This is a genomic window from Pseudomonas sp. TE3-3-F2023 (assembly GCF_036784815.1).
Classification (GTDB): domain Bacteria; phylum Pseudomonadota; class Gammaproteobacteria; order Pseudomonadales; family Pseudomonadaceae; genus Aquipseudomonas; species Aquipseudomonas pudica.
In genome coordinates this window covers 2,343,391-2,362,886 of record NZ_CP145113.1, presented here as the reverse complement: position 1 = coordinate 2,362,886, position 19,496 = coordinate 2,343,391, and the positions used below count along the sequence as shown (strand labels likewise).

General features: G+C 63.1%; 21 protein-coding genes and 1 tRNA gene. 14 read left to right on the top strand and 8 right to left on the bottom strand.

The window, feature by feature from the left end; all coding sequences use genetic code 11:
• Positions 1–71 precede the first annotated feature (71 nt).
• The 3 genes from V3314_RS10775 to V3314_RS10765 all read left to right on the top strand — a co-directional run bounded on the left by V3314_RS10775 (position 72) and on the right by V3314_RS10765 (position 2,109).
• A complete protein-coding gene (locus tag V3314_RS10775) occupies positions 72–1,025 on the top strand; it encodes a LysR family transcriptional regulator (protein ID WP_046615483.1) in 954 nt (317 codons plus the stop codon).
• Positions 1,026–1,083: 58 nt separating this feature from the next.
• Entirely contained in the window at positions 1,084–1,539 is a 456-nt protein-coding gene (locus tag V3314_RS10770; RefSeq protein WP_046615484.1) for a MarR family transcriptional regulator, read from the top strand.
• Positions 1,540–1,680: 141 nt separating this feature from the next.
• Positions 1,681–2,109 (top strand): organic hydroperoxide resistance protein, encoded by a 429-nt coding sequence (locus V3314_RS10765; RefSeq protein ID WP_046615485.1) that lies wholly within the window; start codon positions 1,681–1,683, stop codon positions 2,107–2,109.
• 90 nt (positions 2,110–2,199) lie between these two features.
• Here V3314_RS10765 and efp read toward each other — a convergent pair whose 3' ends face one another.
• Together efp and earP are read right to left on the bottom strand one after the other, a co-directional pair.
• Complete coding sequence (gene efp, locus V3314_RS10760; protein WP_013971530.1) at positions 2,200–2,769, bottom strand: elongation factor P; 570 nt, start codon at positions 2,767–2,769, stop codon at positions 2,200–2,202.
• A 48-nt stretch (positions 2,770–2,817) separates the two neighbouring features.
• Positions 2,818–3,945 carry an elongation factor P maturation arginine rhamnosyltransferase EarP gene (earP, locus tag V3314_RS10755; RefSeq protein ID WP_338460197.1) on the bottom strand — a complete coding sequence of 376 codons (1,128 nt, stop codon included), beginning with the start codon at positions 3,943–3,945 and terminating at the stop codon, positions 2,818–2,820.
• Between the two features lie 130 nt (positions 3,946–4,075).
• Between earP and V3314_RS10750 the strand changes: the two genes are divergently transcribed.
• Together V3314_RS10750 and V3314_RS10745 are read left to right on the top strand one after the other, a co-directional pair.
• Positions 4,076–4,474 (top strand): hypothetical protein, encoded by a 399-nt coding sequence (locus V3314_RS10750; protein WP_046615487.1) that lies wholly within the window; start codon positions 4,076–4,078, stop codon positions 4,472–4,474.
• Between the two features lie 2 nt (positions 4,475–4,476).
• Positions 4,477–4,947, top strand: a complete 471-nt coding sequence (locus V3314_RS10745) for a GreA/GreB family elongation factor (RefSeq protein WP_046615488.1) — start codon at positions 4,477–4,479, stop codon at positions 4,945–4,947.
• A 124-nt stretch (positions 4,948–5,071) separates the two neighbouring features.
• On the opposite strand, the gene V3314_RS10740 is transcribed toward V3314_RS10745, so the two are convergent.
• Entirely contained in the window at positions 5,072–6,001 is a 930-nt protein-coding gene (locus V3314_RS10740) for a LysR family transcriptional regulator (RefSeq protein ID WP_338460196.1), read from the bottom strand.
• 118 nt (positions 6,002–6,119) lie between these two features.
• Here V3314_RS10740 and V3314_RS10735 point away from each other — a divergent pair, with 118 nt between their 5' ends.
• From V3314_RS10735 to V3314_RS10720, 4 genes are all read left to right on the top strand, one after another.
• Entirely contained in the window at positions 6,120–6,869 is a 750-nt protein-coding gene (locus V3314_RS10735; RefSeq protein WP_046615490.1) for a 3-oxoacyl-ACP reductase family protein, read from the top strand.
• A gap of 160 nt (positions 6,870–7,029) precedes the next feature.
• Complete coding sequence (locus V3314_RS10730; RefSeq protein ID WP_046615491.1) at positions 7,030–8,217, top strand: MFS transporter; 1,188 nt, start codon at positions 7,030–7,032, stop codon at positions 8,215–8,217.
• 220 nt (positions 8,218–8,437) lie between these two features.
• Entirely contained in the window at positions 8,438–8,818 is a 381-nt protein-coding gene (locus V3314_RS10725) for a hypothetical protein (RefSeq protein WP_046615492.1), read from the top strand.
• A gap of 202 nt (positions 8,819–9,020) precedes the next feature.
• Positions 9,021–11,153 (top strand): TonB-dependent siderophore receptor, encoded by a 2,133-nt coding sequence (locus V3314_RS10720; RefSeq protein WP_338460195.1) that lies wholly within the window; start codon positions 9,021–9,023, stop codon positions 11,151–11,153.
• A gap of 170 nt (positions 11,154–11,323) precedes the next feature.
• On the opposite strand, the gene V3314_RS10715 is transcribed toward V3314_RS10720, so the two are convergent.
• Positions 11,324–11,413 (bottom strand) — tRNA-Ser (locus tag V3314_RS10715).
• 198 nt (positions 11,414–11,611) lie between these two features.
• On the opposite strand from V3314_RS10715, the gene V3314_RS10710 reads away from it, so the two are divergent.
• The 3 genes from V3314_RS10710 (at position 11,612) to V3314_RS10700 (ending at position 14,237) form a co-directional block, all read left to right on the top strand.
• Positions 11,612–12,301: a crotonase/enoyl-CoA hydratase family protein gene (locus tag V3314_RS10710; RefSeq protein ID WP_015269365.1), complete on the top strand. Its 690-nt coding sequence runs from the start codon at positions 11,612–11,614 to the stop codon at positions 12,299–12,301.
• 180 nt (positions 12,302–12,481) lie between these two features.
• The gene (locus tag V3314_RS10705) at positions 12,482–13,201 is read left to right on the top strand and encodes a 1-acylglycerol-3-phosphate O-acyltransferase (RefSeq protein WP_046615494.1); all 720 of its coding nucleotides are present in this window, start codon (positions 12,482–12,484) and stop codon (positions 13,199–13,201) included.
• A 64-nt stretch (positions 13,202–13,265) separates the two neighbouring features.
• The gene (locus V3314_RS10700; RefSeq protein ID WP_046615495.1) at positions 13,266–14,237 is read left to right on the top strand and encodes a magnesium and cobalt transport protein CorA; all 972 of its coding nucleotides are present in this window, start codon (positions 13,266–13,268) and stop codon (positions 14,235–14,237) included.
• 33 nt (positions 14,238–14,270) lie between these two features.
• Here V3314_RS10700 and V3314_RS10695 read toward each other — a convergent pair whose 3' ends face one another.
• Complete coding sequence (locus tag V3314_RS10695; protein WP_038409106.1) at positions 14,271–15,002, bottom strand: amidotransferase; 732 nt, start codon at positions 15,000–15,002, stop codon at positions 14,271–14,273.
• Between the two features lie 219 nt (positions 15,003–15,221).
• On the opposite strand from V3314_RS10695, the gene V3314_RS10690 reads away from it, so the two are divergent.
• Together V3314_RS10690 and V3314_RS10685 are read left to right on the top strand one after the other, a co-directional pair.
• Positions 15,222–15,464: a hypothetical protein gene (locus V3314_RS10690; RefSeq protein ID WP_338460335.1), complete on the top strand. Its 243-nt coding sequence runs from the start codon at positions 15,222–15,224 to the stop codon at positions 15,462–15,464.
• A 66-nt stretch (positions 15,465–15,530) separates the two neighbouring features.
• Positions 15,531–16,331: a cytochrome c gene (locus V3314_RS10685; RefSeq protein ID WP_338460194.1), complete on the top strand. Its 801-nt coding sequence runs from the start codon at positions 15,531–15,533 to the stop codon at positions 16,329–16,331.
• Between the two features lie 123 nt (positions 16,332–16,454).
• Here the strand turns inward: V3314_RS10685 and V3314_RS10680 are convergent, their stop codons facing one another.
• From V3314_RS10680 to V3314_RS10670, 3 genes are all read right to left on the bottom strand, one after another.
• On the bottom strand, positions 16,455–16,787 hold the full coding sequence (locus V3314_RS10680) for a ribonuclease E inhibitor RraB (RefSeq protein WP_003260395.1): 333 nt from the start codon (positions 16,785–16,787) through the stop codon (positions 16,455–16,457).
• 176 nt (positions 16,788–16,963) lie between these two features.
• A complete protein-coding gene (locus V3314_RS10675) occupies positions 16,964–17,200 on the bottom strand; it encodes a hypothetical protein (RefSeq protein WP_046615497.1) in 237 nt (78 codons plus the stop codon).
• Positions 17,201–17,406: 206 nt separating this feature from the next.
• Complete coding sequence (locus V3314_RS10670) at positions 17,407–19,482, bottom strand: LTA synthase family protein (RefSeq protein ID WP_046615498.1); 2,076 nt, start codon at positions 19,480–19,482, stop codon at positions 17,407–17,409.
• Between the last annotated feature and the right edge of the window lie 14 nt (positions 19,483–19,496).

Genomic DNA, 19,496 nt, shown 5'->3' with positions numbered 1-19,496 from the left:
GAGTGCGGGCTGGCGGGGAAACGCATAGCAGCGCACAATGGCTATGCGTTTTTCGCAAAAGCAAGGCAGCCATGAACCCCGATACCCTGACCGACCAGCTAAGCCTGTTCCTCGATGTGCTGGAAACCGGCAGCTTTTCTGCCGCCGCCCGCCGGCACCCGCTGACCCCATCGGCCGTGGCCCGGCGCATCGACAACCTGGAAAGCGCCGTGGGCAGCCGCCTGTTCACCCGCAGCACACACGCCGTGCGCGCCACGCCTGCCGGCAACGCCTTTGCCGAACGGGCCAGGCGCATCATTGAGGAACTGCGCCTGGCCCGCGCCGAAGCGGTGTCGCTGAGCAATGCACCCGAAGGTCTGATCCGCATCGACGCCCCGGCGGCATTCGGCCGCCGCCACCTGGCCCCGGCCATTGCCGATTTCCTGGTCGCCTACCCAGGCCTGGATGTGCAACTGCGCCTGATCGACAGCTTCGTCGACCTGCATGGCAGCCACCTTGGCGAGGTCGACCTGGTGCTGCGCGCCGGCCCCCTGGCCGACACCCGGCTGGTCGCCACGCCACTGGCCTACATGGTGCGCATTGCCTGCGCCAGCCCAGCCTACCTGGCCAGCCGCGGCATGCCTATCTGCCCCAGCGAACTGCCCGGGCACGACGGCCTGGACTGGGATGGCCTGGCGCCGCCATTTGCCTGGCGTTTCAACGTGGCCGGGCAAACCCGCCTGTACCGCCCCTCACGCATGCGGATGGCCGCCAACAACGCCGAAACCCTTCTGTTCGGCGCCCTCGCCGGCTTAGGCATAGCCCACCTGCCTACTTGGCTGATCAGCGAATACCTGCTGCGTGGCGAGTTGATACCTTTGTTTTGCGACGGTGGCTTGCCCGAAGCGGAGACCAGCGGTATCTATGCGCTTCGCCTGGAACATGAAACGAACTCTCGCAGCCGTTTGCTGCTCGAATTTCTCAAGAGCCGCTTCAGCCCGATTCCACCCTGGGACCTGGCCTTGCGCAGTGAACTGCGCGAATAAAGCGCGCACTGACGATTCGCGTGCCAGACTTTCCCATTGATTACCTTCAAGGACCTGCATGAACGCCAACAACCAAGCCTCCTGTGACGAGCTGCTGCTGGACAACCAGGTCTGTTTCGCCCTGCACTCCACCTCGTTGCTGATGACCAAGGTCTACAAACCGCTGCTGCAGGCCCTGGGCCTGACCTACCCGCAATACCTGGCCATGCTGGTGCTGTGGGAGCACGACGGCCTGACCGTAGGCGAGATCAGCCAGCACCTGCTCACCGACCCCGGCTCGCTGACGCCGTTGCTCAAGCGTCTGGAAAGCGAAGGCCTGCTGCAGCGCAACCGCAGCCGCGAAGATGAACGGGTAGTACTGGTGCAGCTGACCGACAAGGGCCGCGCCTTGCAGCAGCAGGCCAAGGAAGTGCCGCAGTGCATCCTCAAGGCCAGCGGACGCAGCCTGGAACAGCTGCAACAGCTGCAGGCCGACCTGCTGGCGCTGCGCGAGAACCTGCAGAAAACCCTCTGACAGCTATGCTGTGCAATGGCCGTTCGGACGAGCGGTGAAGATTTATCTTGCGCACTAACTAATTGCGCGCTAATTTAAATCCCACACCAACCCGCGCCCTCCTCCACACGGCGAGCGCACAGCACATTAGCGAGGCTCAAGATGCAAAAGGTCACTCCGCTTTACATCGCAGAAGCTACCTCCACCGGTGGGCGCGATGGCAAATCCCGCTCCAGTGACGGCAAGCTGGTGGTCAGCCTGAGCACCCCCAAGGAACTGGGCGGCGCAGGCGGTGACGGCACCAACCCCGAGCAGATGTTCGCCGCCGGTTACTCGGCGTGCTTCATCGGTGCGCTAAAGTTCGTGGCTGGGCAGGAGAAAAAAGCCCTGCCGGCGGACTCCTCGATCACCGCGAAGGTGGGCATCGGCCAGATTCCGGGTGGTTTCGGCCTGGACATCGACCTGCACATCAACCTGCCGGGCCTGGCCCAGGCCGATGCCGAAGCGCTGGTGGAAAAAGCGCACAAGGTGTGCCCGTACTCCAACGCCACCCGCGGCAATGTGGATGTGCGCCTGCACGTGACCGTGTAAGGCTTGCAGCCCCTGATGCAGGAGGCCTGGAAGTTTGCAGGCATAAAAAAACCCGGCCAAGGCCGGGTTTTTTGCGTTTCACAAGAAGGATTACTTCTTGGAACGGCCTTTGAAGCTGTTGTCGCGAGTGTCGATATCGATCCACTCGTCGATCTGGATGAAGTCGGCAACCGAGATCTCGGTACCGTTCTTCAGCTTGGCAGGCTTCATGACCTTGCCCGAGGTGTCGCCGCGAGCAGCGTTCTCGGTGTAGACAACCTGGCGGCTGATGGTGGTCGGCAGTTCAACCGATACCAGGCGGCCTTCGAAGAACACGGCTTCGCAGACGTCTTCCATGCCTTCTTCGATGTACGGCAGAACGGCTTCGATGTCCTCGGCGTTCAGTTCGTACATGGTGTAGTCGGTGGTGTCCATGAAGGTGTATTCATCACCGTTGATGAACGACAGGGTCGCTTCTTTGCGATCCAGGATCACGTCGTCCAGCTTGTCGTCTGCACCGTAGACGGTTTCGGTCTTGTAGCCGGTCAGCAGGTTCTTCAGCTTGGTCTTCATGATCGCGCTGTTACGGCCCGACTTGGTGAACTCAGCTTTTTGAACCAGCCACGGGTCGTTGTCGATCCGCAGGACGGTACCGGGTTTCAGTTCTTTACCAGTTTTCATTACGAAGTATCCGAATCTGGATGGATTTATAAAAATCGAGGCCGCGTATCATAGCGAATTTCGGTAAAAGTGTACTAGCGCTGTGGCAAGGTCCGGCTGAGCGGCCTGTCGCGCTGCCCAAAGCCGGGCATGCTGCTGCAGTTCCGGCCAGTGCTGGCGGGCCGCCTGCCAGGCCTGGCCCATGTCGCGGTCCATGTTCCAGGCACGCCACAAGCCAAGCAGGGCGGCATCGGCATCGTCTGACAGCCCGTGTCGATAATGCGCCAAAAACGCTTCGAGCTTTTCCCAATGGGCATTCTCGTCCTGCACGTAGATGTGCCACAGCATCGGCTGCCCGGCCCACTGCGCGCGCACGAACGAGTCTTCGCCGCGCACGGCATTGAAATCGCAGCTCCACAGCAACCGGTCGTAGTCGTCCTGGCTGACGAAAGGCAGCACCTGCACGGTCAGCGCCCCTCGCTTGCGCACGCTGCCCACTTGCAGCGCCGCCTCGCCAAGCCACTGGCCAAGCCCCGCGACAACGCGCCCTTGCGGCACCAGCAGGTGGCAAGGTTGCTCGCCCGAGGCCAGAGCATCAAGCCAGTTGCCCAGTTGGGGGTTTTCGTAGGCGAACAGGGAAATCAGCAAACTTCCCGCTTCAGGGTTTACGCCAAGCCCCTGCAAGAACGCCTGCCGTGCGCCTTGCTGGAACGCATCACGCCGCGCCAGCAGCGAGCCCTCGCGCAGCAGGCCACCGGTTTTTTCGGTAAAGCCGGGAAAGAAAAATACCTTGCGCAAGCCGTTGGGCTGCGGCGAAGGCAAGCCATGGCAACCCTCCACCCAGTCCTCGGCGCTGAGGTATTCGAGGTTCAACCACAGCGGCGGCGTGGCGCGAGCACGCATTGCCTCTACATAAGCTGCTGGCAACTGGCAGGCGAAGGCACCGATCACCACATCGGCCGGCGCCACTGACAACCAGGTCACCGGCCACTGGCGTACATCCACACCGTGCTGCCACTGCTGCGCGGCGGTGGCATCGGCCCCGGGGCACATGGGCGTGAACGCATTCAGGTCATCCACCCACAGCCGCACTGCCAGGCCGTGCTCTGCCACCAGCTGCCGGGCCAGGCGCCAGGTCACGCCTATATCGCCGTAGTTGTCGACGACGCTGCAGAAGATATCCCAGGTGGCTTTCATGTGCCCTGCCCTCGCCCAGCGGAAAAACCGCGCATTCTGCGCATAAATTGTCGCTGACAAAAGCGCCTGCGCGGAAAAATGCCCAGGCGCATGCGACAATGCACCCCGAACACCCTGCCAGGAGGCTGCCATGCCGCGCCACCGTGAACTGAAGATCACCCTCAAGCCGTTGCCATTGATCGTGTGCGTTGCCTTTGGCCTGTGGCTGGGCGCCGTGGCCATCGCCGCCAGCCTATGGCTGGCCCTGCAATTGTGGCCACAGCAGATACAGCCTCTGGCCCAGGCCGTGGCCCCCGCCGCGTACCGGCCCGCCGCGCCGCCAGCGCCAGCCCCTGCAGCGGATGCCCAGGCGGAAATGTTCGAACGCTACAAGGACATCCTGCACAAGCAGGAGCTGCAACAGGCCGCCGACGCTGCCCAGGGCAACCCGCGCAACCTCAACAGCCCCAAATGCCAGTTCTGGCTGCAGCAGAACCGCACCGCGCCCACCGACAAAAGCCAGGCCAACGTGCTGGAGTTCTGTTACTGACCATGGACAAGCCCAGCCTGCTGGCGCAGATCGTCGCCACCCTCGAGCATGACCTGGATGTGCTGACCCGCGCGGCGCAAACCGCGTACGAAGCCGCCACTGCAGAAGAAAACATCGCCGAGAACAAGTACGACACCCTGGGCCTGGAAGCCTCGTACCTGGCCACCGGCCAGGCCCGCCGCAGCGCCGAGATCCGCAAGGCGCTGGTGACCTACCAGCAACTGCTGCTGCGCGATTATGACCCGGCACGCGGGGTGCAGGTGAGCAACCTGGTGACGCTCGAGGATGAAGATGGCGGGCAGCGCCGACTGTTCCTCGGGCCGGAGGCTGCGGGGTTGAAGATTGGCGAGGGGGATGGGCTGGTGACGGTGATTACACCGCGCTCGCCGCTGGGGCAGCAGCTGGTCGGCAGGAAGGTTGATGATGAGGTGAGCCTGGCGGCACAGGCATTGTTCATAGTCGATGTTGTCTGAACCGGCCCTATCGCCGGCAAGCCAGCTCCCACAGGGACAGCGACAACCCCGAGATCAACGCTGCACCCGTGGGAGCTGGCTTGCCGGCGATAGGGCCGGTTCAGGCAATACACTTCTAAAGGGTTTACAAGGCATCGAACCGCCGCGCCAACCCCTGCTCCTCGAATTGCTCCGCCACGAAGTCGACAAACGCCCGGGTCTTGCCCGGCAACAGTTTGTGCTCGGCGAAATACAGGCTGATATGCCCATCGTCCACATACCAGTCCGGCAGCACCCGCTGCAGCCGCCCACCCTCCAGGTACGGCACGGCAAAGGGCAAGCTCACCAGGGCAATCCCTAGGCCCTGCTCGGCCACCGCGCAAGCCGCATCCGAATCGCTCATGGTCATCGTCTGGCGCAACTGCAATGGCTGCTGCACCTGCCGACGGCTGGTCAGCGGCCATGAACGCACCCGCCCGGTCTGCGGCGAGCGAATCAGGATACCGTCATGCCGTTGCAATACCTGCGGGTCGTCAATCGGCGCATACCGGCCCAAATATGCCGGCGATGCCACCAGCACCCTGTGCGCCGGGGTCAGCTTGCGCGCCACCACCCCTGGTGGCAAATCGAAGCCTCCACCAATCGCCGCATCGAAGCCCTGGCCAATCAGGTCGACCTGGCGGTTGTCGAAATGCCAGTCCGGGGTAATGGCCGGGTAGCGACGCAAGAACTCGCCCAGCAATGGCAACACATACAAGCGCCCGAACACCGTGCCCATGCTCACCCGCAACAACCCGGCCGGCTGGCCTTCGCTGCTGGCCAGGTTGGCCACGGCGTACTGGATGGTGCGGAAGCTGTCACTGACCTCGCCCAAAAATCGCTGCCCTGCCTCCGTCAGGGTCAGCTTGCGGGTACTACGCTGGAACAACCGCACCCCCAGGCGCGCTTCCAGCTGGGCAACATGCTTGCCCACGGCAGCCGGGGTAATGCTTAGGCGCCTGGCGGCTTCGGCAAAGCTGCCCACTTCGGCACTGCGGATGAAGCACTCCAACGCGTTGAACGATTCCATGGCCATGATTGGCAACCAAAGGTTTACTCTGCTGATAGTGATTGCCATCTTATCAGCAGGTAATCAAGCGCCGATACTGCGCCCATCCAAGGCATTCCGGCCTGGCTTCCAGCAGGAGATCAGCATGTCCAAGCAACACACTCTCGAAGGCAAAGTAGCTCTGGTACAGGGCGGTTCCCGCGGCATTGGCGCAGCCATCGTGCGACGCCTGGCCCGTGAAGGTGCACAGGTGGCCTTCACCTATGTCAGTTCCGCCGGCCCGGCGCAGTCGCTGGCTCAGGAAATTACCGGAAACGGCGGCAAGGCCCTGGCCCTGCGGGCCGACAGCGCCGACGCAGCGGCCGTGCAACTGGCCGTGGATGACACCGTGAAGGCCTTCGGCCGGTTGGATATCCTGGTCAACAACGCCGGTGTGCTGGCGGTAGCGCCGGTGACCGAATTCGACCTGGCCGACTTCGACCACATGCTGGCGGTGAACGTGCGCAGCGTATTCGTCGCCAGCCAGGCTGCGGCACGCTACATGGGCGAAGGCGGGCGCATCATCAACATTGGCAGCACCAATGCCGAGCGCATGCCGTTTGCCGGTGGCGCCCCCTATGCCATGAGCAAATCCGCGCTGGTCGGCCTGACCCGCGGCATGGCACGTGACCTGGGGCCGAAAGGCATTACCGTGAACAACGTGCAGCCAGGGCCGGTGGACACCGACATGAACCCGGCCAGCGGCGAGTTCGCTGACAGCCTGATCCCGCTGATGGCGATCGGGCGCTATGGCGAGGCGGATGAGATTGCCAGCTTCGTGGCTTACCTGGCGGGGCCTGAGGCAGGGTATGTCACAGGGGCCAGCCTGACGGTCGATGGCGGGTTTGCTGCCTGATTGAAGGGTTGCCTGTTCCGGCCTCTTCGCGGGCGCGCCCGCTCCCACAGGTATCCCGCCGGCCTCAAACCCTGTGATAATCCTGTGGGAGCGGGCAAGCCCGCGAAGGGGCCGGCACAGGTTGACCCCGCTCCTACCTCCCGTCTGCCACGAGAACCCCATGAATACCCCCACGCTCAGCCGCGCCCTGATCCTGCTGATGGCCACCGCCACCGGCCTGGCCGTGGCAAGCAACTACTACGCGCAACCACTGCTGCACAGCATCGCCCAGCAGTTCGGCCTGAGCACCGCCAGTGCCGGCAGCATCGTCATTGCCGCGCAACTGAGCTATGGCGCCGGCCTGTTGCTGCTGGCGCCGCTGGGCGACCTGTTCGAGCAGCGCCGGCTGATCACCGTGATGACCGCCATTTCCACCCTGGGCCTGGTCATCAGTGCCTGCGCACCGAGCCTGCCCTGGCTGATCCTTGGTACGGCGCTGACCGGGCTGTTCTCGGTGGTAGCGCAGATCCTCGTGCCCATGGCCGCGACCCTCAGCGAGCCACACCAGCGCGGGCGTGCGGTCGGCACCTTGATGAGCGGGTTGCTGCTGGGCATCCTGCTGGCGCGTACCGCCGCCGGTTTCATGGCCGAACTGGGTGGCTGGCGCAGCATCTACGTGCTGGCTGCAGTGCTGATGGCCATCACTGCCGTGGCGCTATACCGCAGCCTGCCGCAACACCACAGCCATGCCGGGCTGAAATACCCCGCGCTGATCGGCTCGGTGTTCCGCCTGTTCGTCGAAGAACCGGTGCTGCGCCTGCGCTCGCTGCTCGGCCTGCTGGCATTCAACCTGTTCGCCCTGTTCTGGACGCCACTGGCGTTCCTGCTGGCGAAAGGCCCATACCACTATTCGGACGCGGTGATAGGGCTGTTCGGCCTGGCCGGTGCAGCGGGTGCGCTGTCGGCCAACTGGGCAGGGCGCCTGGCCGACCGTGGCAAGGGTTCGCTGGGTACCACCGTGGGCCTGGTGGTACTGCTGCTGTCGTGGGTGCCGCTGGGCTTTGCCGAGCAATCGTTACTGGCCCTGCTGATGGGTGTGCTGATGCTCGATCTGGCAGTGCAACTGGTGCACGTGAGCAACCAGAACGCGGTGATTGCCCTGCGGCCCGAGGCGCGCACGCGGCTGAATGCCGGGTATATCACTTGCTACTTCATTGGCGGGGCCTTGGGGTCGTTGCTGGGCACGCAGCTGTTCCAGCGCCAGGGCTGGATGGGGATCGTGGTAGCCGGGTTGGTGATTGGCGGGCTGGCGTTGCTGGCGTGGGGGTTGGCCGAGCGCAAGCGCAGGAACGCTTTGCAAGCGGCCTGAAAAATTTTTGTTGGATTCTTCGCGGGCGCGCCCGCTCCCACAGGTTTGTCACTGGCATGAAGCATGTGATGTACCTGTGGGAGCGGGCGTGCCCGCGAAGAGGCCATCAGCCATGGCGACAATGCACCGCACGACCCTCTGTCGCATGGCCGTTGACTTGGCTGCCCGGGCAGCGCTCAGTAGGCGCTGGTCAATGCCCTTTTCCTGACAGGACGACGTTATGACAAGACTCACGGTGCAATCCGGCGATTTCTTGCAAGGCGAAGGCGAGTATCGCAACGGATCGCTCACACTCAAGACCCCGCGCAGCCCCTCCCCGGGCGAGCGGATTTCCCTGGCACGCATCAGCGACCTGCGGCTGGCCAGCCTGGAATCCAGCCGTAGCCTGGGCAGTGCCCTGGGTTGGGGCGTGGCCGGGGCCCTGGTGGCCGGGCCGGTGGGGTTGCTGGCTGGGCTGTGGCTGGGTGGCAAGGAAGAGGAAGCCACCTTCTTGGCTACTTTCAAGGACGGGCGCAAGCTCATGGCAATTACCGATGGCAAGACCTGGTCGAAGATCGATGACAACTGGCGGCAGCACAGGCGGCCGGCCCGCAGAGGCTGACAGGATATCGCTGGGCCCGGATCGTTTTATGTTGAAGGCGGCTGTAAGATGCCGCCTTTTTCATGTCCTGTGCCGGCCCCTTCGCGGGTGAACCCGCTCCCACAGGGATATCACTGCACCTGAGGATAGTGATTTTCTTGTGGGAGCGGGTTTACCCGCGAAGAGGCCCGCTAAGGTGTCGCGCATCCAGGAGCCCCACCGCATGCCCCCGCGTCATCCCTGCCTGCCCCTGAGCCTGCTCAGCCTGGGCCTGGCCCTGCATTGCCCCCATGTGCTTGCCGAAGACAGCGTGCTATTGGCCCCGCTGCAGGTGTCCGACACCTACACCAACGACGGCTATCAGGTACGCCAGGCAGCAGTAGGCGGCTTCCAGCCCGCGCCCCTGCTCGACACCCCGGCCTCGATCAGCGTGTTCAGCCAGCAACTGCTGGAAGACCGCCAGGTACGCCAGCTCAGCGAGGTGCTGCAAAGCGACGCCTCGGTGGGTGAAAGCTACGCTCCCATCGGCTACTACGAAAACTTCAACGTGCGCGGCTTCGAGCTGAATGCCGCCAGCAGCTACCGCATCAATGGCCAGACCATCGCCGGCGAGCAGAACGTGGCTCTGGAGAACAAGCAGCAGGTGGAGCTGCTCAAGGGTTTGTCCGGGCTGCAGAGCGGCGTGTCGGAGCCGGGAGGCCTGGTCAACTACGTGACCAAGCGCGCCGAAGACGTGCGCAGCGTCACGGTGTCGACCAACGAACAAGGCGAGCGCTACCTGGCCACCGACCTGGGCGGCTGGTTCGGCAGCGAGCGGCAGTTCGGCCTACGGGCCAACCTGGCCCATGAAGACATCCGCTCCTACGTCGACCACGCCGACGGCAAGCGCGACTTCGCCTCGCTGGCCTTCGACTGGCAGATCAACCCGGATGCCACCCTGCAGCTGGATGCCGAATACCAGCACCGCGAACAGCGCTCGGTGCCGGGTTACCAGTTGCTCGGTGGCAGCGAAGTACCCCATGGCATCGACCCCGACGACCGCCTGGCCTACCAGCACTGGGCCAAGCCGGTGCAGAATGACTCGCTGAACCTGGGTGGGCGCTTCGAGTATCGTTTCAACGAAGCCTGGACCGGGACCTTGAGTGCCTCGCGCAGCAAAGTGGTGATAGATGACTACAGCTCGTTTGCCTGGGGCTCGAGCGACGGCGCGTTCTTCGGCAGAAACGGCGACTACGACATCTACGACTTCCGCAGCCCCGACGACACCCGCCGTACCGACGAGGCGCAGGCCGTGCTCAACGGGCGTTTCGATGCGCTGGGCGTAGGGCATGAGCTGAGCGTGGGCACCAGTGCACAGCGGCGCACGCTGGACCAGCGCCCCAGCTATATGGAATGGGTAGGTACAGGCAACATCCACACCGGTGCGCCAGGCTTTGACCCATCCGACAAACCCATCGGGTCTAGCGAACGACGCCTGGACAGCCGCCAGTACGGGCTGTTCGTGAGCGACCGCATCAGCTTCAACGAGCAATGGCAGACCCTACTGGGTGCCCGCGAAGTACGCCTGGACGAGAAAACCTGGAATGAGGACGGCGTTGCCGGCCGCCATACCCGACAGTACAAGTTGCTGCCCAACGCTGCGCTTATCTACAAGCCGCAGCCGGATACCACGGTATATGCCAGCTACTCCAAAGGCCTGTCGGCAGGCGGTACCGCACCGTGGTTCGCCCAGAACAGATTCGAAATCCTCGCTCCGACGACCTCGCACCAACTGGAACTGGGCCTCAAGCACGACTGGCAAGGCCTGAGCTTCAGCGCCGCACTGTTCCAGATACGCCAGGCATACCAATACGCGCGCCCGGACGGCGCCGGCACTTTCACCTATGTGCAACAAGGTCAGCAAAAGAACACCGGCCTGGAGCTGGGCGCCAGCGGCTGGGTGACCTCTAACCTGCAGGTGCAGGCCAGCGCTGCTGTGATTCGGGCGCGGGTGCAGAACAGCGACACCGATGCCTATGAAGGCCACCAGGCAATCAACGTGCCCAGGTTCCGGGCGGCGCTGCAGGCAGAATACACCCTGCCGGTACCGGGCTTGGCACTGCTGGGCGGGGCGCGCTACAGCGCCAGCAAGTATGCGAGCCAGGCGGGGAATGTGGAAGTTGGTGGGTATACGGTGTTCGATGTGGGTAGCCGCTACCGCACGCGCATTGGTGGGTATGACACGGTGCTGCGGCTGACTGTGGATAACGTGTTCGACAAGCGTTATTGGCGCGATGTGGGGGATTACCTGGGGGATAACTACCTGTTCCAGGGGGCGCCGCGGACGGCTCGGCTTTCGGCTTCGGTCACCTTCTAGATTTTTTGGGGCTGCTTTGCAGCCCTTTCGCGACACAAGGCCGCTCCTACAGGGGACCGCGCACGCTTGTAGGAGCGGCCTTGTGTCGCGAAAGGGCCGCAAAGCGGCCCCCAAAGGCCCCAAAAACAAAAAGCCCCCGGCTTCTCAGCTCAGGGGCTCTTCGTAGAATGTGGCGGTGAAGAAGGGATTTGAACCCTTGATACGATTTCTCGTATACACACTTTCCAGGCGTGCTCCTTCGACCACTCGGACACTTCACCGTTGCTCTTCAAGCCTTGCAGCCTGTCGAGTTGCGCTAATTTAGTGAAAGAGCTTCCCTTTGGCAAGCATTTTTTTCAATTTTTTCATGCATTTGCATTTGAGCCCCGGCGAACGCTGACCGACCAGTCAGCCTTACTGCTTTACCTCGCCCCTGGCGCTGGGTAACGTCGTCGCCACGCCAACAAAAGGACTCTGCCATGAGCGAGCTGATTACCTACCACGCCGAAGACGGCATCGTTACCCTGACCCTGAACAACGGCAAGGTCAACGCCATCTCGCCCGACGTTATCGCCGCCTTCAACGCCGCGCTCGACCGCGCCACGGAAGAACGCGCGGTGGTGATCATCACCGGGCAGCCCGGCATTCTGTCTGGCGGCTACGACCTCAAGGTGATGACCAGCGGCCCCAAGGAGGCGATAAGCCTGGTCACCGCCGGCTCCACCCTCGCCCGCCGCCTGCTGTCGCACCCGTTCCCCGTGGTGGTCGCCTGCCCGGGCAATGCCGTGGCCAAGGGCGCCTTCCTGCTGCTCTCGGGCGACTATCGCATTGGTGTCGAAGGGCCGTACAAGGTGTGCCTGAACGAAGTGCAGATCGGCATGACCATGCACCATGCCGGCATCGAACTGGCCCGCGACCGCCTGCGCCGCTCGGCCTTCCACCGGTCGGTGATCAATGCCGAGGTGTTTGACCCGCAGGGCGCGGTGGACGCTGGCTTCCTCGACAAGGTGGTGCCGGCCGAGCAGTTGCAGGATGCGGCACTGGCGGCGGCTCGGGAGCTGAAGAAGCTGAACATGCTGGCGCACAAGAACACCAAGCTGAAGGTGCGCAAAGGGTTGCTGGAAGCGTTGGACAAGGCGATCGAGCTGGACCAGCAGCATATGGGTTGACCTTGCCGGCCTCTTCGCGGGTGAACCCGCTACCACAGGGAACTCCCAACCTTGAAGGTGTGGTGATCCTGTGGGAGGGGGTTCACCCGCGAAAGGGCCATCACAGGTTCACACCTCGGGTTTGCCCCAACCAGTGCACAGCCGTACACTGCCCGGCGACTGTCTGGTGTGAGTCGTACCATGCTTTATTCATTGCGCATGTTCCTGCTGGCGCTGCATTTCCTTGCCGTTGGCACCTTGGGCCTGGTCATCGGCCTGTGCCGCCCCTTCAACCCCGATAACAGCCGCGTGTTCGCACGCCTCTACAGCCTGCCGGCCACCTGGCTGATGCGTATCAGGGTCAAGGCCGAAGTCGGCCCGCTGTGGGACCAGCCGCCAGGCTGCGTGATCGTCGCCAACCACCAGTCCAACTTCGACCTGTTCGTGCTGGGCCAGGTGGTGCCGCAGCGCACCGTCGCCATCGGCAAGAAAAGCCTGGGCTGGATCCCGCTGTTCGGCCAGTTGTTCTGGCTGGGTGGCAACGTGCTGGTCGACCGCAAGAACGCCTACCAGGCACGCAAGGCCATGCAGAAGACCACCCGGGTCCTTCAGGACGACACCTCGATCTGGATTTTCCCCGAGGGCACGCGCAACCCCGGCGAGCACCTGCTGGCCTTCAAGAAAGGCGCGTTTCACATGGCCATCGAGGCCGGTGTGCCGATCGTGCCAGTATGCGTCAGCCGCTATGCCGGGCGCCTGAGCCTGAACAGCTGGCGCCAGCGCACGGTGATCGTACGCTCGCTGCCACCGATCGCCACGGCGGGCATGACCCTGCAGGACCTGCCAGCGCTGATCGAACAATGCCGGGGGCAGATGCAGCAATGCATCGACCGCATGGAAGGGGAACTGGCCAAGCGCTAGGTTGCTCTTGCGCCCACTACAGCCCAAGCTGTAACCCGTGTCCAACCGGAATAAGCGAACAACCATGGGTCGAGTCGTGGCATCGGCGGTGTACAGCGCCGGCAGAAAGGTCACCAACATCAGCATCGATGAAGGCAGCGAATGGGCGCGCAAGCCAGGGCACTTTGTATGGATCGGCCTGGAAGAGCCTAACGCAGAGGAACTGGCCAACCTGCAGTGCCAGTTCAACCTGCACGAGCTGGCCATCGAAGACGCCCTGGAAAAGCACAGCCGGCCCAAGCTGGAAACCTTTGGCGACGCCCTGTTCATCGTCACCTACTCGCCGGTACGCCACGAAGGCAAGCTGGAGTTCATCGAAACCCACATCTTCGCCGGCAACGGCTACATCATCACCTGCCGCAACGGCCACTCCAAATCCTATGCCCTGGTACGCCAGCGCTGCGAGGCGCGGCCGTTGCTGCTGGAGCACGGCGAAGACTTCGTGCTGTACGCCCTGCTCGACTTCGTCACCGAGAACTACCAGCCGGTCAGCGAGGCCATTCATGGCGAGATCGAAGAGCTGGAGCAGAGCGTGCTTGGCGGTTCGCTGCAAGAGGACGATATCCGCCGCCTGCACAGCCTGCGCCGCGACATCCTGCGCCTGCGCCGCTACGTGGCACCGATGGTGGAAGTGAGCGAGGAACTGCAGCGCCTGAGCTTCCCGTTCATCGACAAGAACATGCGCCCGTACTTCCGTGATGTGCAGATCCACGTGACACGGCAGATGGAAGACCTGGCTGGCATCCGCGACATCGCCAGCCAGACCATCGAGATCGGCATGCTGCTGGAGTCGTCACGGCAGAGCATCGTGCAGCGCAAGTTTGCAGCCTGGGCGGCGATCCTGGCGTTCCCCACCGCAATTGCCGGCATTTACGGGATGAACTTCCAGAACATGCCGGAGCTGGGGTGGCACTATGGGTATTTCGGGGTGCTGGGGGTGATCGGGCTGGGCTGTACCGCGTTGTATGCCAGCTTCAAGAAGTCTGGCTGGCTTTGAGATTGTCGGGGCCGCTTTGCGGCCCCGGGGCCCTCACGCCGCGTCGTGCTTGCTCACCGGCTGCTGGATAAACCGCAACATCCACTCCCCCACCAGGTCGCCCTGGTGCTCGGTGGCCAGGCTGGCCACGGCCTTGTGGTACACCTCATCACCCAGATACTCCTGGCGCGCATCGAGCAGTGCGCGGGAGTAGTCGTGCACGAACTCCGGGTGCCCCTGGAAGCACAGCACCTGGTCACGAATGTGGTACGCCGCGTTCGGGCAGAAGTCGCTGGAGGCGATCACCGTGGCGCCTTCCGGCAGCTCGGTCACCTGGTCCTGGTGGCTGATCAGCAAGGTCAGCTCCGATACCTCCGGGTCCATCCAGGGCGCATGGGCTGCCAGCGAATAGCGATGGATACCCACGCCCCAGCCCTGCTCGGCACGCTCGGCCTTGCCACCCAGGGTCAACGCCAGCAACTGGTGGCCGAAACACACACCCAGCAGCTTCTCGCCACGCTCGTACAGCTTCAACAGGTAGGCCTTGAGCGTCTGGATCCACGGGTCGGTACCAAACGAGTCGGCCTTGCTGCCCGTCACCAGGTAGGCATCGAACACCTCGTTGTCGGCGGGGTAATCGCCGTTCATCACGTTGTACACACGAAATTCGGCGGCGATCGGCTGACGCGAGAAGAGCTGCTCGAACATCCTGCCGTAGCCCTGGTACTGCGCGGTCAACTCCGGTCGCAGGACATCGGTTTCAAGGATGCAGATGCGTAACGACATAGGGATAGTCCTGAACGACATGGGTGGGAATCTGCTGTAGAGACTGACGCGAAAGGCACGTACAAGCAAGTAGGCCGCACTGACGAACGGTCACATTTCGTCGGAGCCCTGCTGGCACTTGCGCCACCGTCTAGCGAGAGCATGCCAGCCAGCTGGCATTTGGCCTCATAGCCAGAAGAAATCAACGATCAACAGCATTAGAACAAAGGGTTCTCAAACATGGATGACGCACACCCTACTGTTGGTTGTATATCCACTTTCAAGAGGCAGGCAGTTCAGGCGTCACGCAACGCCACTGCGATCGACCCGAAGCACGACAAGGAAGCCAACGGGTATTCAGGAATAACAACAAGAAGGCGGTCCGCCATGTTCAGACAATCGAAAATTCGCCAAGCTGGGCTCATTCTCTTCGCCACGACTTTGCTGCTGATCCTGCCGAACCTCACACGTTTGTTCGGCTGACCGCTGCTGTGGCGCCAACAGGCAACGCACAGGTAACCTGCTGGCCTTGATGGTCGGAGATTACCCATGCGCCACTGCCTTGCACTGTTAGTGTTGTTCCTGAGCCTGCCGCTGTCGGCGGCGCAGCTGCACCTTGAACTGGGCGCCACGACGCGCGAGTGGAGCAGTGCAGACCTGCTCGATCACCCGCAGGCCCGGGACATCAGCATCGACCAGGACGTTTCCTACAAGCAGCCCATGCGTTACAGGGCGGTGCCGCTGGCCGCGCTGCTGGATGGCGTGAGCGCCAGCGACCATCTGCAAGCGGTGGCGCTGGACGGCTTTGCCGCCGAAATGCCGGCAGCGCCGCTGTTGCAGCACGGGCCGGCACAGGCGTGGCTGGCGGTGGAAGAACCGTGCCGGCCGTGGCCACCACTGGGCCAGGGCAAGCCGAGTGCGGGGCCGTTCTACCTGGTGTGGACTGCACCACAGGCCAGCGGCATCCGCCCGGAACAGTGGCCGTTCCAGATTTCCACCATTCGCAAGCTGGCTTCTGTCGAGGTGCGTTTTCCGGCGCTGCTGCCCGACCCGAAGCTGCCGGCCGAAAGCCCGGTGCGCCGGGGCTTTGCCTTGTTCCAGCAGAACTGCCTGGCGTGTCACCGGCTGAACGGCGCGGGGGATGCACAGGTGGGGCCGGACCTAAATGTGCCGCATAACCCGACCGAGTATTTTCGGCCCGAATATCTACGCCAGCTGATTCGTGACCCGCAGAGTTTGCGGCAGTGGCCGCAGGCGAAGATGCCGGGTTTTGCAGAAAGTGTCTTGAGTGAACCGGAGCTGGATGAATTGCTGGCCTATTTGAGGCATATGGCTAGGCGCAGGCCTTGAGAACCTGGGGGCGCTTTGCGCCCCTTTCGCGACACAAGGCCGCCCCTACAAGGGTAAGCGCACGCCTGTAGGAGCGGCCTAGTGTCGCGATGGGCCGCAAAGCGGCCCCAAATTCCCAAAATCTCAGGCTATGGGCCGCTCCTGCTTGACCCCCCAACCTTCCACCTCACCGCCATAAGGTGTCACCAGCTGCTCGAAGGCCTCTTCAAAGTCGCCAATCCCGCCATGGGTGGCATACATGACCTTGCTCAGTTCCAGATGCCAGGCACCGTCGCCCAGCTCCTTCACCTGGGCATTCAGCGATTCACCGCGAAACTGCCCGGCCGCACGGCGGGCCCCTGCTTCGTCGGGGAATATGGCGTAGAACTCGATGGGGTGGATCTGGGTGAAGTCGAAACCGCCTGCCTTCATCTGGCGCAGGACGTTGCTGCTGATATCGTCGTTCTGGCTGCTCATGAAACGTCCTCCTGAATAATGCGATGGATAGACTTTCCGTGCACTACGCACCTGCCGGCAGCGGCCGGGCAGTTCGAGCTGATGCAAGACGCGAAGGGATGCGGTACCGCCCCGCAGAATAGACCGGCACCTTCTTGCAGCGTAGTGCCTGCCAGGGCACCACGCAAACGTGTGGTTCAGGGCGTTTCGTGGATACTGGTGATGGTCACGCCACTCTGCTCCTTGAGCCAGCGTGCAGTGGGGGAAATGGCGCGGTCCTGGAAGTCGTTGAGGTCCAGTTCGTCCATCACCGGAAACAGGTGCGAACGGATGGCCCGCGCGGCATCCTCCTCGCTGGGGCACTGCTCGGCGCGCAGCGTCAGGGTGGTGAGCACGCCTTTCTGGTCGGCAAAAATGACTTCCCACTCTTTCATCGAACGACCCCTCTCAGTCAACGAACACCGGGTGTGTGATGCCTGAAACAAGTGACCTTTAGGTGGGGAGAATGTTCAGTCTAAGGGATTTATGTTGGGCCCATTCGCGGGCACGCCCGCTCCCACAGCGCCACCACAAGGTCCGAAACCTGTGCAGTACCAGTGGGAGCGGGCGTGCCCGCGAATGGGACGTGAAACGGCCCGATCTACTTCGGCGTGCCGTGCACTACACCGGCAGTGTTATCCAGCAAGCTCTTGGTCGCGGTCTGGATATACGCTTCCAGCTTTTTCAGCATCTCTGGCTGGTCCGGGCTTTCGATGAGCTCGGCCTTGAACTCGCTGCCCAGCTGGTAGCGGTACATGCGCGGGGTCATGTCCTTGGACTCGATCAGGATGCGGTCGCCCTGCACCAGGCCAACGATCTGCTCGCTGCCCGATGGCTTGATCATGCCCATGCCCTGGTCGCCCTCAGGCAGGTTGAGCAAGTCGCGGCCCCAGCACTGGTGACGCGCCTGGCCACCCAGGCGGCCCATGATGGTCGGCACGATGTCGACCTGGGTACCCACGGTGTGGTTGACCGCACCGAACTTTTCCTGGATGCCCGGGGCAATCAGCAGCAGCGGCACGTTGAAGCGGCCCAGGTCCAGCTCGGTGACCTGCTGGTGGTTGCCAAAACCATGGTCGCCAACGATGACGAAGAGGGTTTCCTTGAAGTACGGCTCCTTGCGCGCCTTTTCGAAGAACTGCCCCAGCGCCCAGTCCGAATAGCGCATGGCGGTCAGGTGCTCGTCCAGGCGCCCCTGGCCGGTTACCGGCTCTACCGGCAGGTCCTTGGGCAGCGCGTACGGGGTGTGGTTGGACAGGGTCTGCAGCAGCGCGTAGATAGGCTTCTTGCCATCATGCTTGGCCAGCTCTTCGGCGCCGCGGTCGAACATGTCCTGGTCGGACACGCCCCAGGTCGGGTCGGAGAACACCGGGTTGACGAAGTCGTTACGGCCAATGAAGGTGGTCATGCCCTGGTTGCCGAAGAACCCGGACTGGTTGTCCCAGGCAAAATCGCCGTTGTAGACGTACACGTCGTCGTAATCGCGGGCGCTGAGCAAGGCTGGCAGGCCGGACAGCTTGTGGCCACCTTCCGGGGTCTGCATCAGGTATTCGAAGCCTGGCAGGTTGGGGAAGCAGGCCATGGTGGCGAACATGCCCTGGTGGGTATGGGTGCCGTTGGAGAAGAAGCGGTCGAACAGCAGGCCCTCTTTGGCCAGCTTGTCGAAGTACGGGGTGATGTTGTTGGGGCTGCCCAGCGCGCCCACAGAGTGGCCGGCGAAGCTTTCCATCAGGATCACCACCACGTTCTTGATCGGCAGGGTGCGTTCAGCCGGCGGCAAGAAGTCGCGGCGGATGGCTGCCTCGTCGGCATCGACCAGAGTGTCGTTGGCGGTCAGCAATTGCTCGCGCACGCTCTGTGTGGCCACGTCCTGCTCCAGCACCGGCTTCCAGATGTTGGCGCGGTCTTCGCCGAAGCGGCTCTTGGCAGCATCGATCAGGGTCAGGGTGCCGTTCAGGCCCAACTGGTTGACGAAGTTGGAATCGGTGGTGAAAGCATCACCCCAGCGCATCGGCGGGCCCTGGCGCAAGGTGCCACGGGCGGCGACCACGGCCACCAGCAGGATGACCATGAACACCGCCAGGCGGTTGTACCACGGGGCCGCGCGGCGCTGAAGGGTGACCTCGCCGTCGCCATTGCCACGGGTCATGCGGTCGATGCCCTTGAACAGCAGGCTCAGCAGCCAGGTGCCGAACAGCCAGGCCAGCAGGTAGCGCACCACCGGGAAGCCGTACCAGAGCATGCTCAGCACGGTCTTCGGGTCTTCCTTGATGTACTGGAACACCAGGCCGTTGAGGCGCTGGTGGAACTCGCGATAGAAGTCCATCTCCATCAGGCCGAGGAACATCACCACGCTCGAGGTGATGGTCAGCCAGAAACGGAACAGGCCACGCCGGGCCATGGCCCAGGGGCTGAGGATGGCCAGCAGCAGCGGAATGCTGATGTACACCACCACCCGCAGGTCGAAGCGCAAGCCGTTGAGGAAGCCTTCGGCGACGGTCGCATTGGGGGTATCGCCGATCATGTCGCTGTTGTAGACCAGCAGCGCCAGGCGCACGAGGCTGAGCATCAGCATGATCACCAGGCCGCTGAGCAGCGTGTAGGCCAGGTGGGATTTCAGGGTGGGCGAGAACGACGCTCGCGCGCCCCGTTGCTTCAAGGCGTCCGGGTTAGCCATGAATGGGAAGGTCC

What these genes read in the sequence shown, in the direction of transcription:
- V3314_RS10670 (WP_046615498.1), bottom strand. Translation starts at nt 19,482, where the DNA reads ATGGCTAACCCGGACGCCTTGAAGCAACGGGGCGCGCGAGCGTCGTTC.
- V3314_RS10690 (WP_338460335.1), top strand. Translation starts at nt 15,222, where the DNA reads ATGGATGACGCACACCCTACTGTTGGTTGTATATCCACTTTCAAGAGG.
- V3314_RS10735 (WP_046615490.1), top strand. Translation starts at nt 6,120, where the DNA reads ATGTCCAAGCAACACACTCTCGAAGGCAAAGTAGCTCTGGTACAGGGC.
- V3314_RS10700 (WP_046615495.1), top strand. Translation starts at nt 13,266, where the DNA reads ATGGGTCGAGTCGTGGCATCGGCGGTGTACAGCGCCGGCAGAAAGGTC.
- V3314_RS10750 (WP_046615487.1), top strand. Translation starts at nt 4,076, where the DNA reads ATGCCGCGCCACCGTGAACTGAAGATCACCCTCAAGCCGTTGCCATTG.
- V3314_RS10720 (WP_338460195.1), top strand. Translation starts at nt 9,021, where the DNA reads ATGCCCCCGCGTCATCCCTGCCTGCCCCTGAGCCTGCTCAGCCTGGGC.
- V3314_RS10705 (WP_046615494.1), top strand. Translation starts at nt 12,482, where the DNA reads ATGCTTTATTCATTGCGCATGTTCCTGCTGGCGCTGCATTTCCTTGCC.
- V3314_RS10675 (WP_046615497.1), bottom strand. Translation starts at nt 17,200, where the DNA reads ATGAAAGAGTGGGAAGTCATTTTTGCCGACCAGAAAGGCGTGCTCACC.
- V3314_RS10725 (WP_046615492.1), top strand. Translation starts at nt 8,438, where the DNA reads ATGACAAGACTCACGGTGCAATCCGGCGATTTCTTGCAAGGCGAAGGC.
- efp (WP_013971530.1), bottom strand. Translation starts at nt 2,769, where the DNA reads ATGAAAACTGGTAAAGAACTGAAACCCGGTACCGTCCTGCGGATCGAC.
- V3314_RS10745 (WP_046615488.1), top strand. Translation starts at nt 4,477, where the DNA reads ATGGACAAGCCCAGCCTGCTGGCGCAGATCGTCGCCACCCTCGAGCAT.
- earP (WP_338460197.1), bottom strand. Translation starts at nt 3,945, where the DNA reads ATGAAAGCCACCTGGGATATCTTCTGCAGCGTCGTCGACAACTACGGC.
- V3314_RS10685 (WP_338460194.1), top strand. Translation starts at nt 15,531, where the DNA reads ATGCGCCACTGCCTTGCACTGTTAGTGTTGTTCCTGAGCCTGCCGCTG.
- V3314_RS10730 (WP_046615491.1), top strand. Translation starts at nt 7,030, where the DNA reads ATGAATACCCCCACGCTCAGCCGCGCCCTGATCCTGCTGATGGCCACC.
- V3314_RS10710 (WP_015269365.1), top strand. Translation starts at nt 11,612, where the DNA reads ATGAGCGAGCTGATTACCTACCACGCCGAAGACGGCATCGTTACCCTG.
- V3314_RS10680 (WP_003260395.1), bottom strand. Translation starts at nt 16,787, where the DNA reads ATGAGCAGCCAGAACGACGATATCAGCAGCAACGTCCTGCGCCAGATG.
- V3314_RS10770 (WP_046615484.1), top strand. Translation starts at nt 1,084, where the DNA reads ATGAACGCCAACAACCAAGCCTCCTGTGACGAGCTGCTGCTGGACAAC.
- V3314_RS10740 (WP_338460196.1), bottom strand. Translation starts at nt 6,001, where the DNA reads ATGGCCATGGAATCGTTCAACGCGTTGGAGTGCTTCATCCGCAGTGCC.
- V3314_RS10765 (WP_046615485.1), top strand. Translation starts at nt 1,681, where the DNA reads ATGCAAAAGGTCACTCCGCTTTACATCGCAGAAGCTACCTCCACCGGT.
- V3314_RS10695 (WP_038409106.1), bottom strand. Translation starts at nt 15,002, where the DNA reads ATGTCGTTACGCATCTGCATCCTTGAAACCGATGTCCTGCGACCGGAG.
- V3314_RS10775 (WP_046615483.1), top strand. Translation starts at nt 72, where the DNA reads ATGAACCCCGATACCCTGACCGACCAGCTAAGCCTGTTCCTCGATGTG.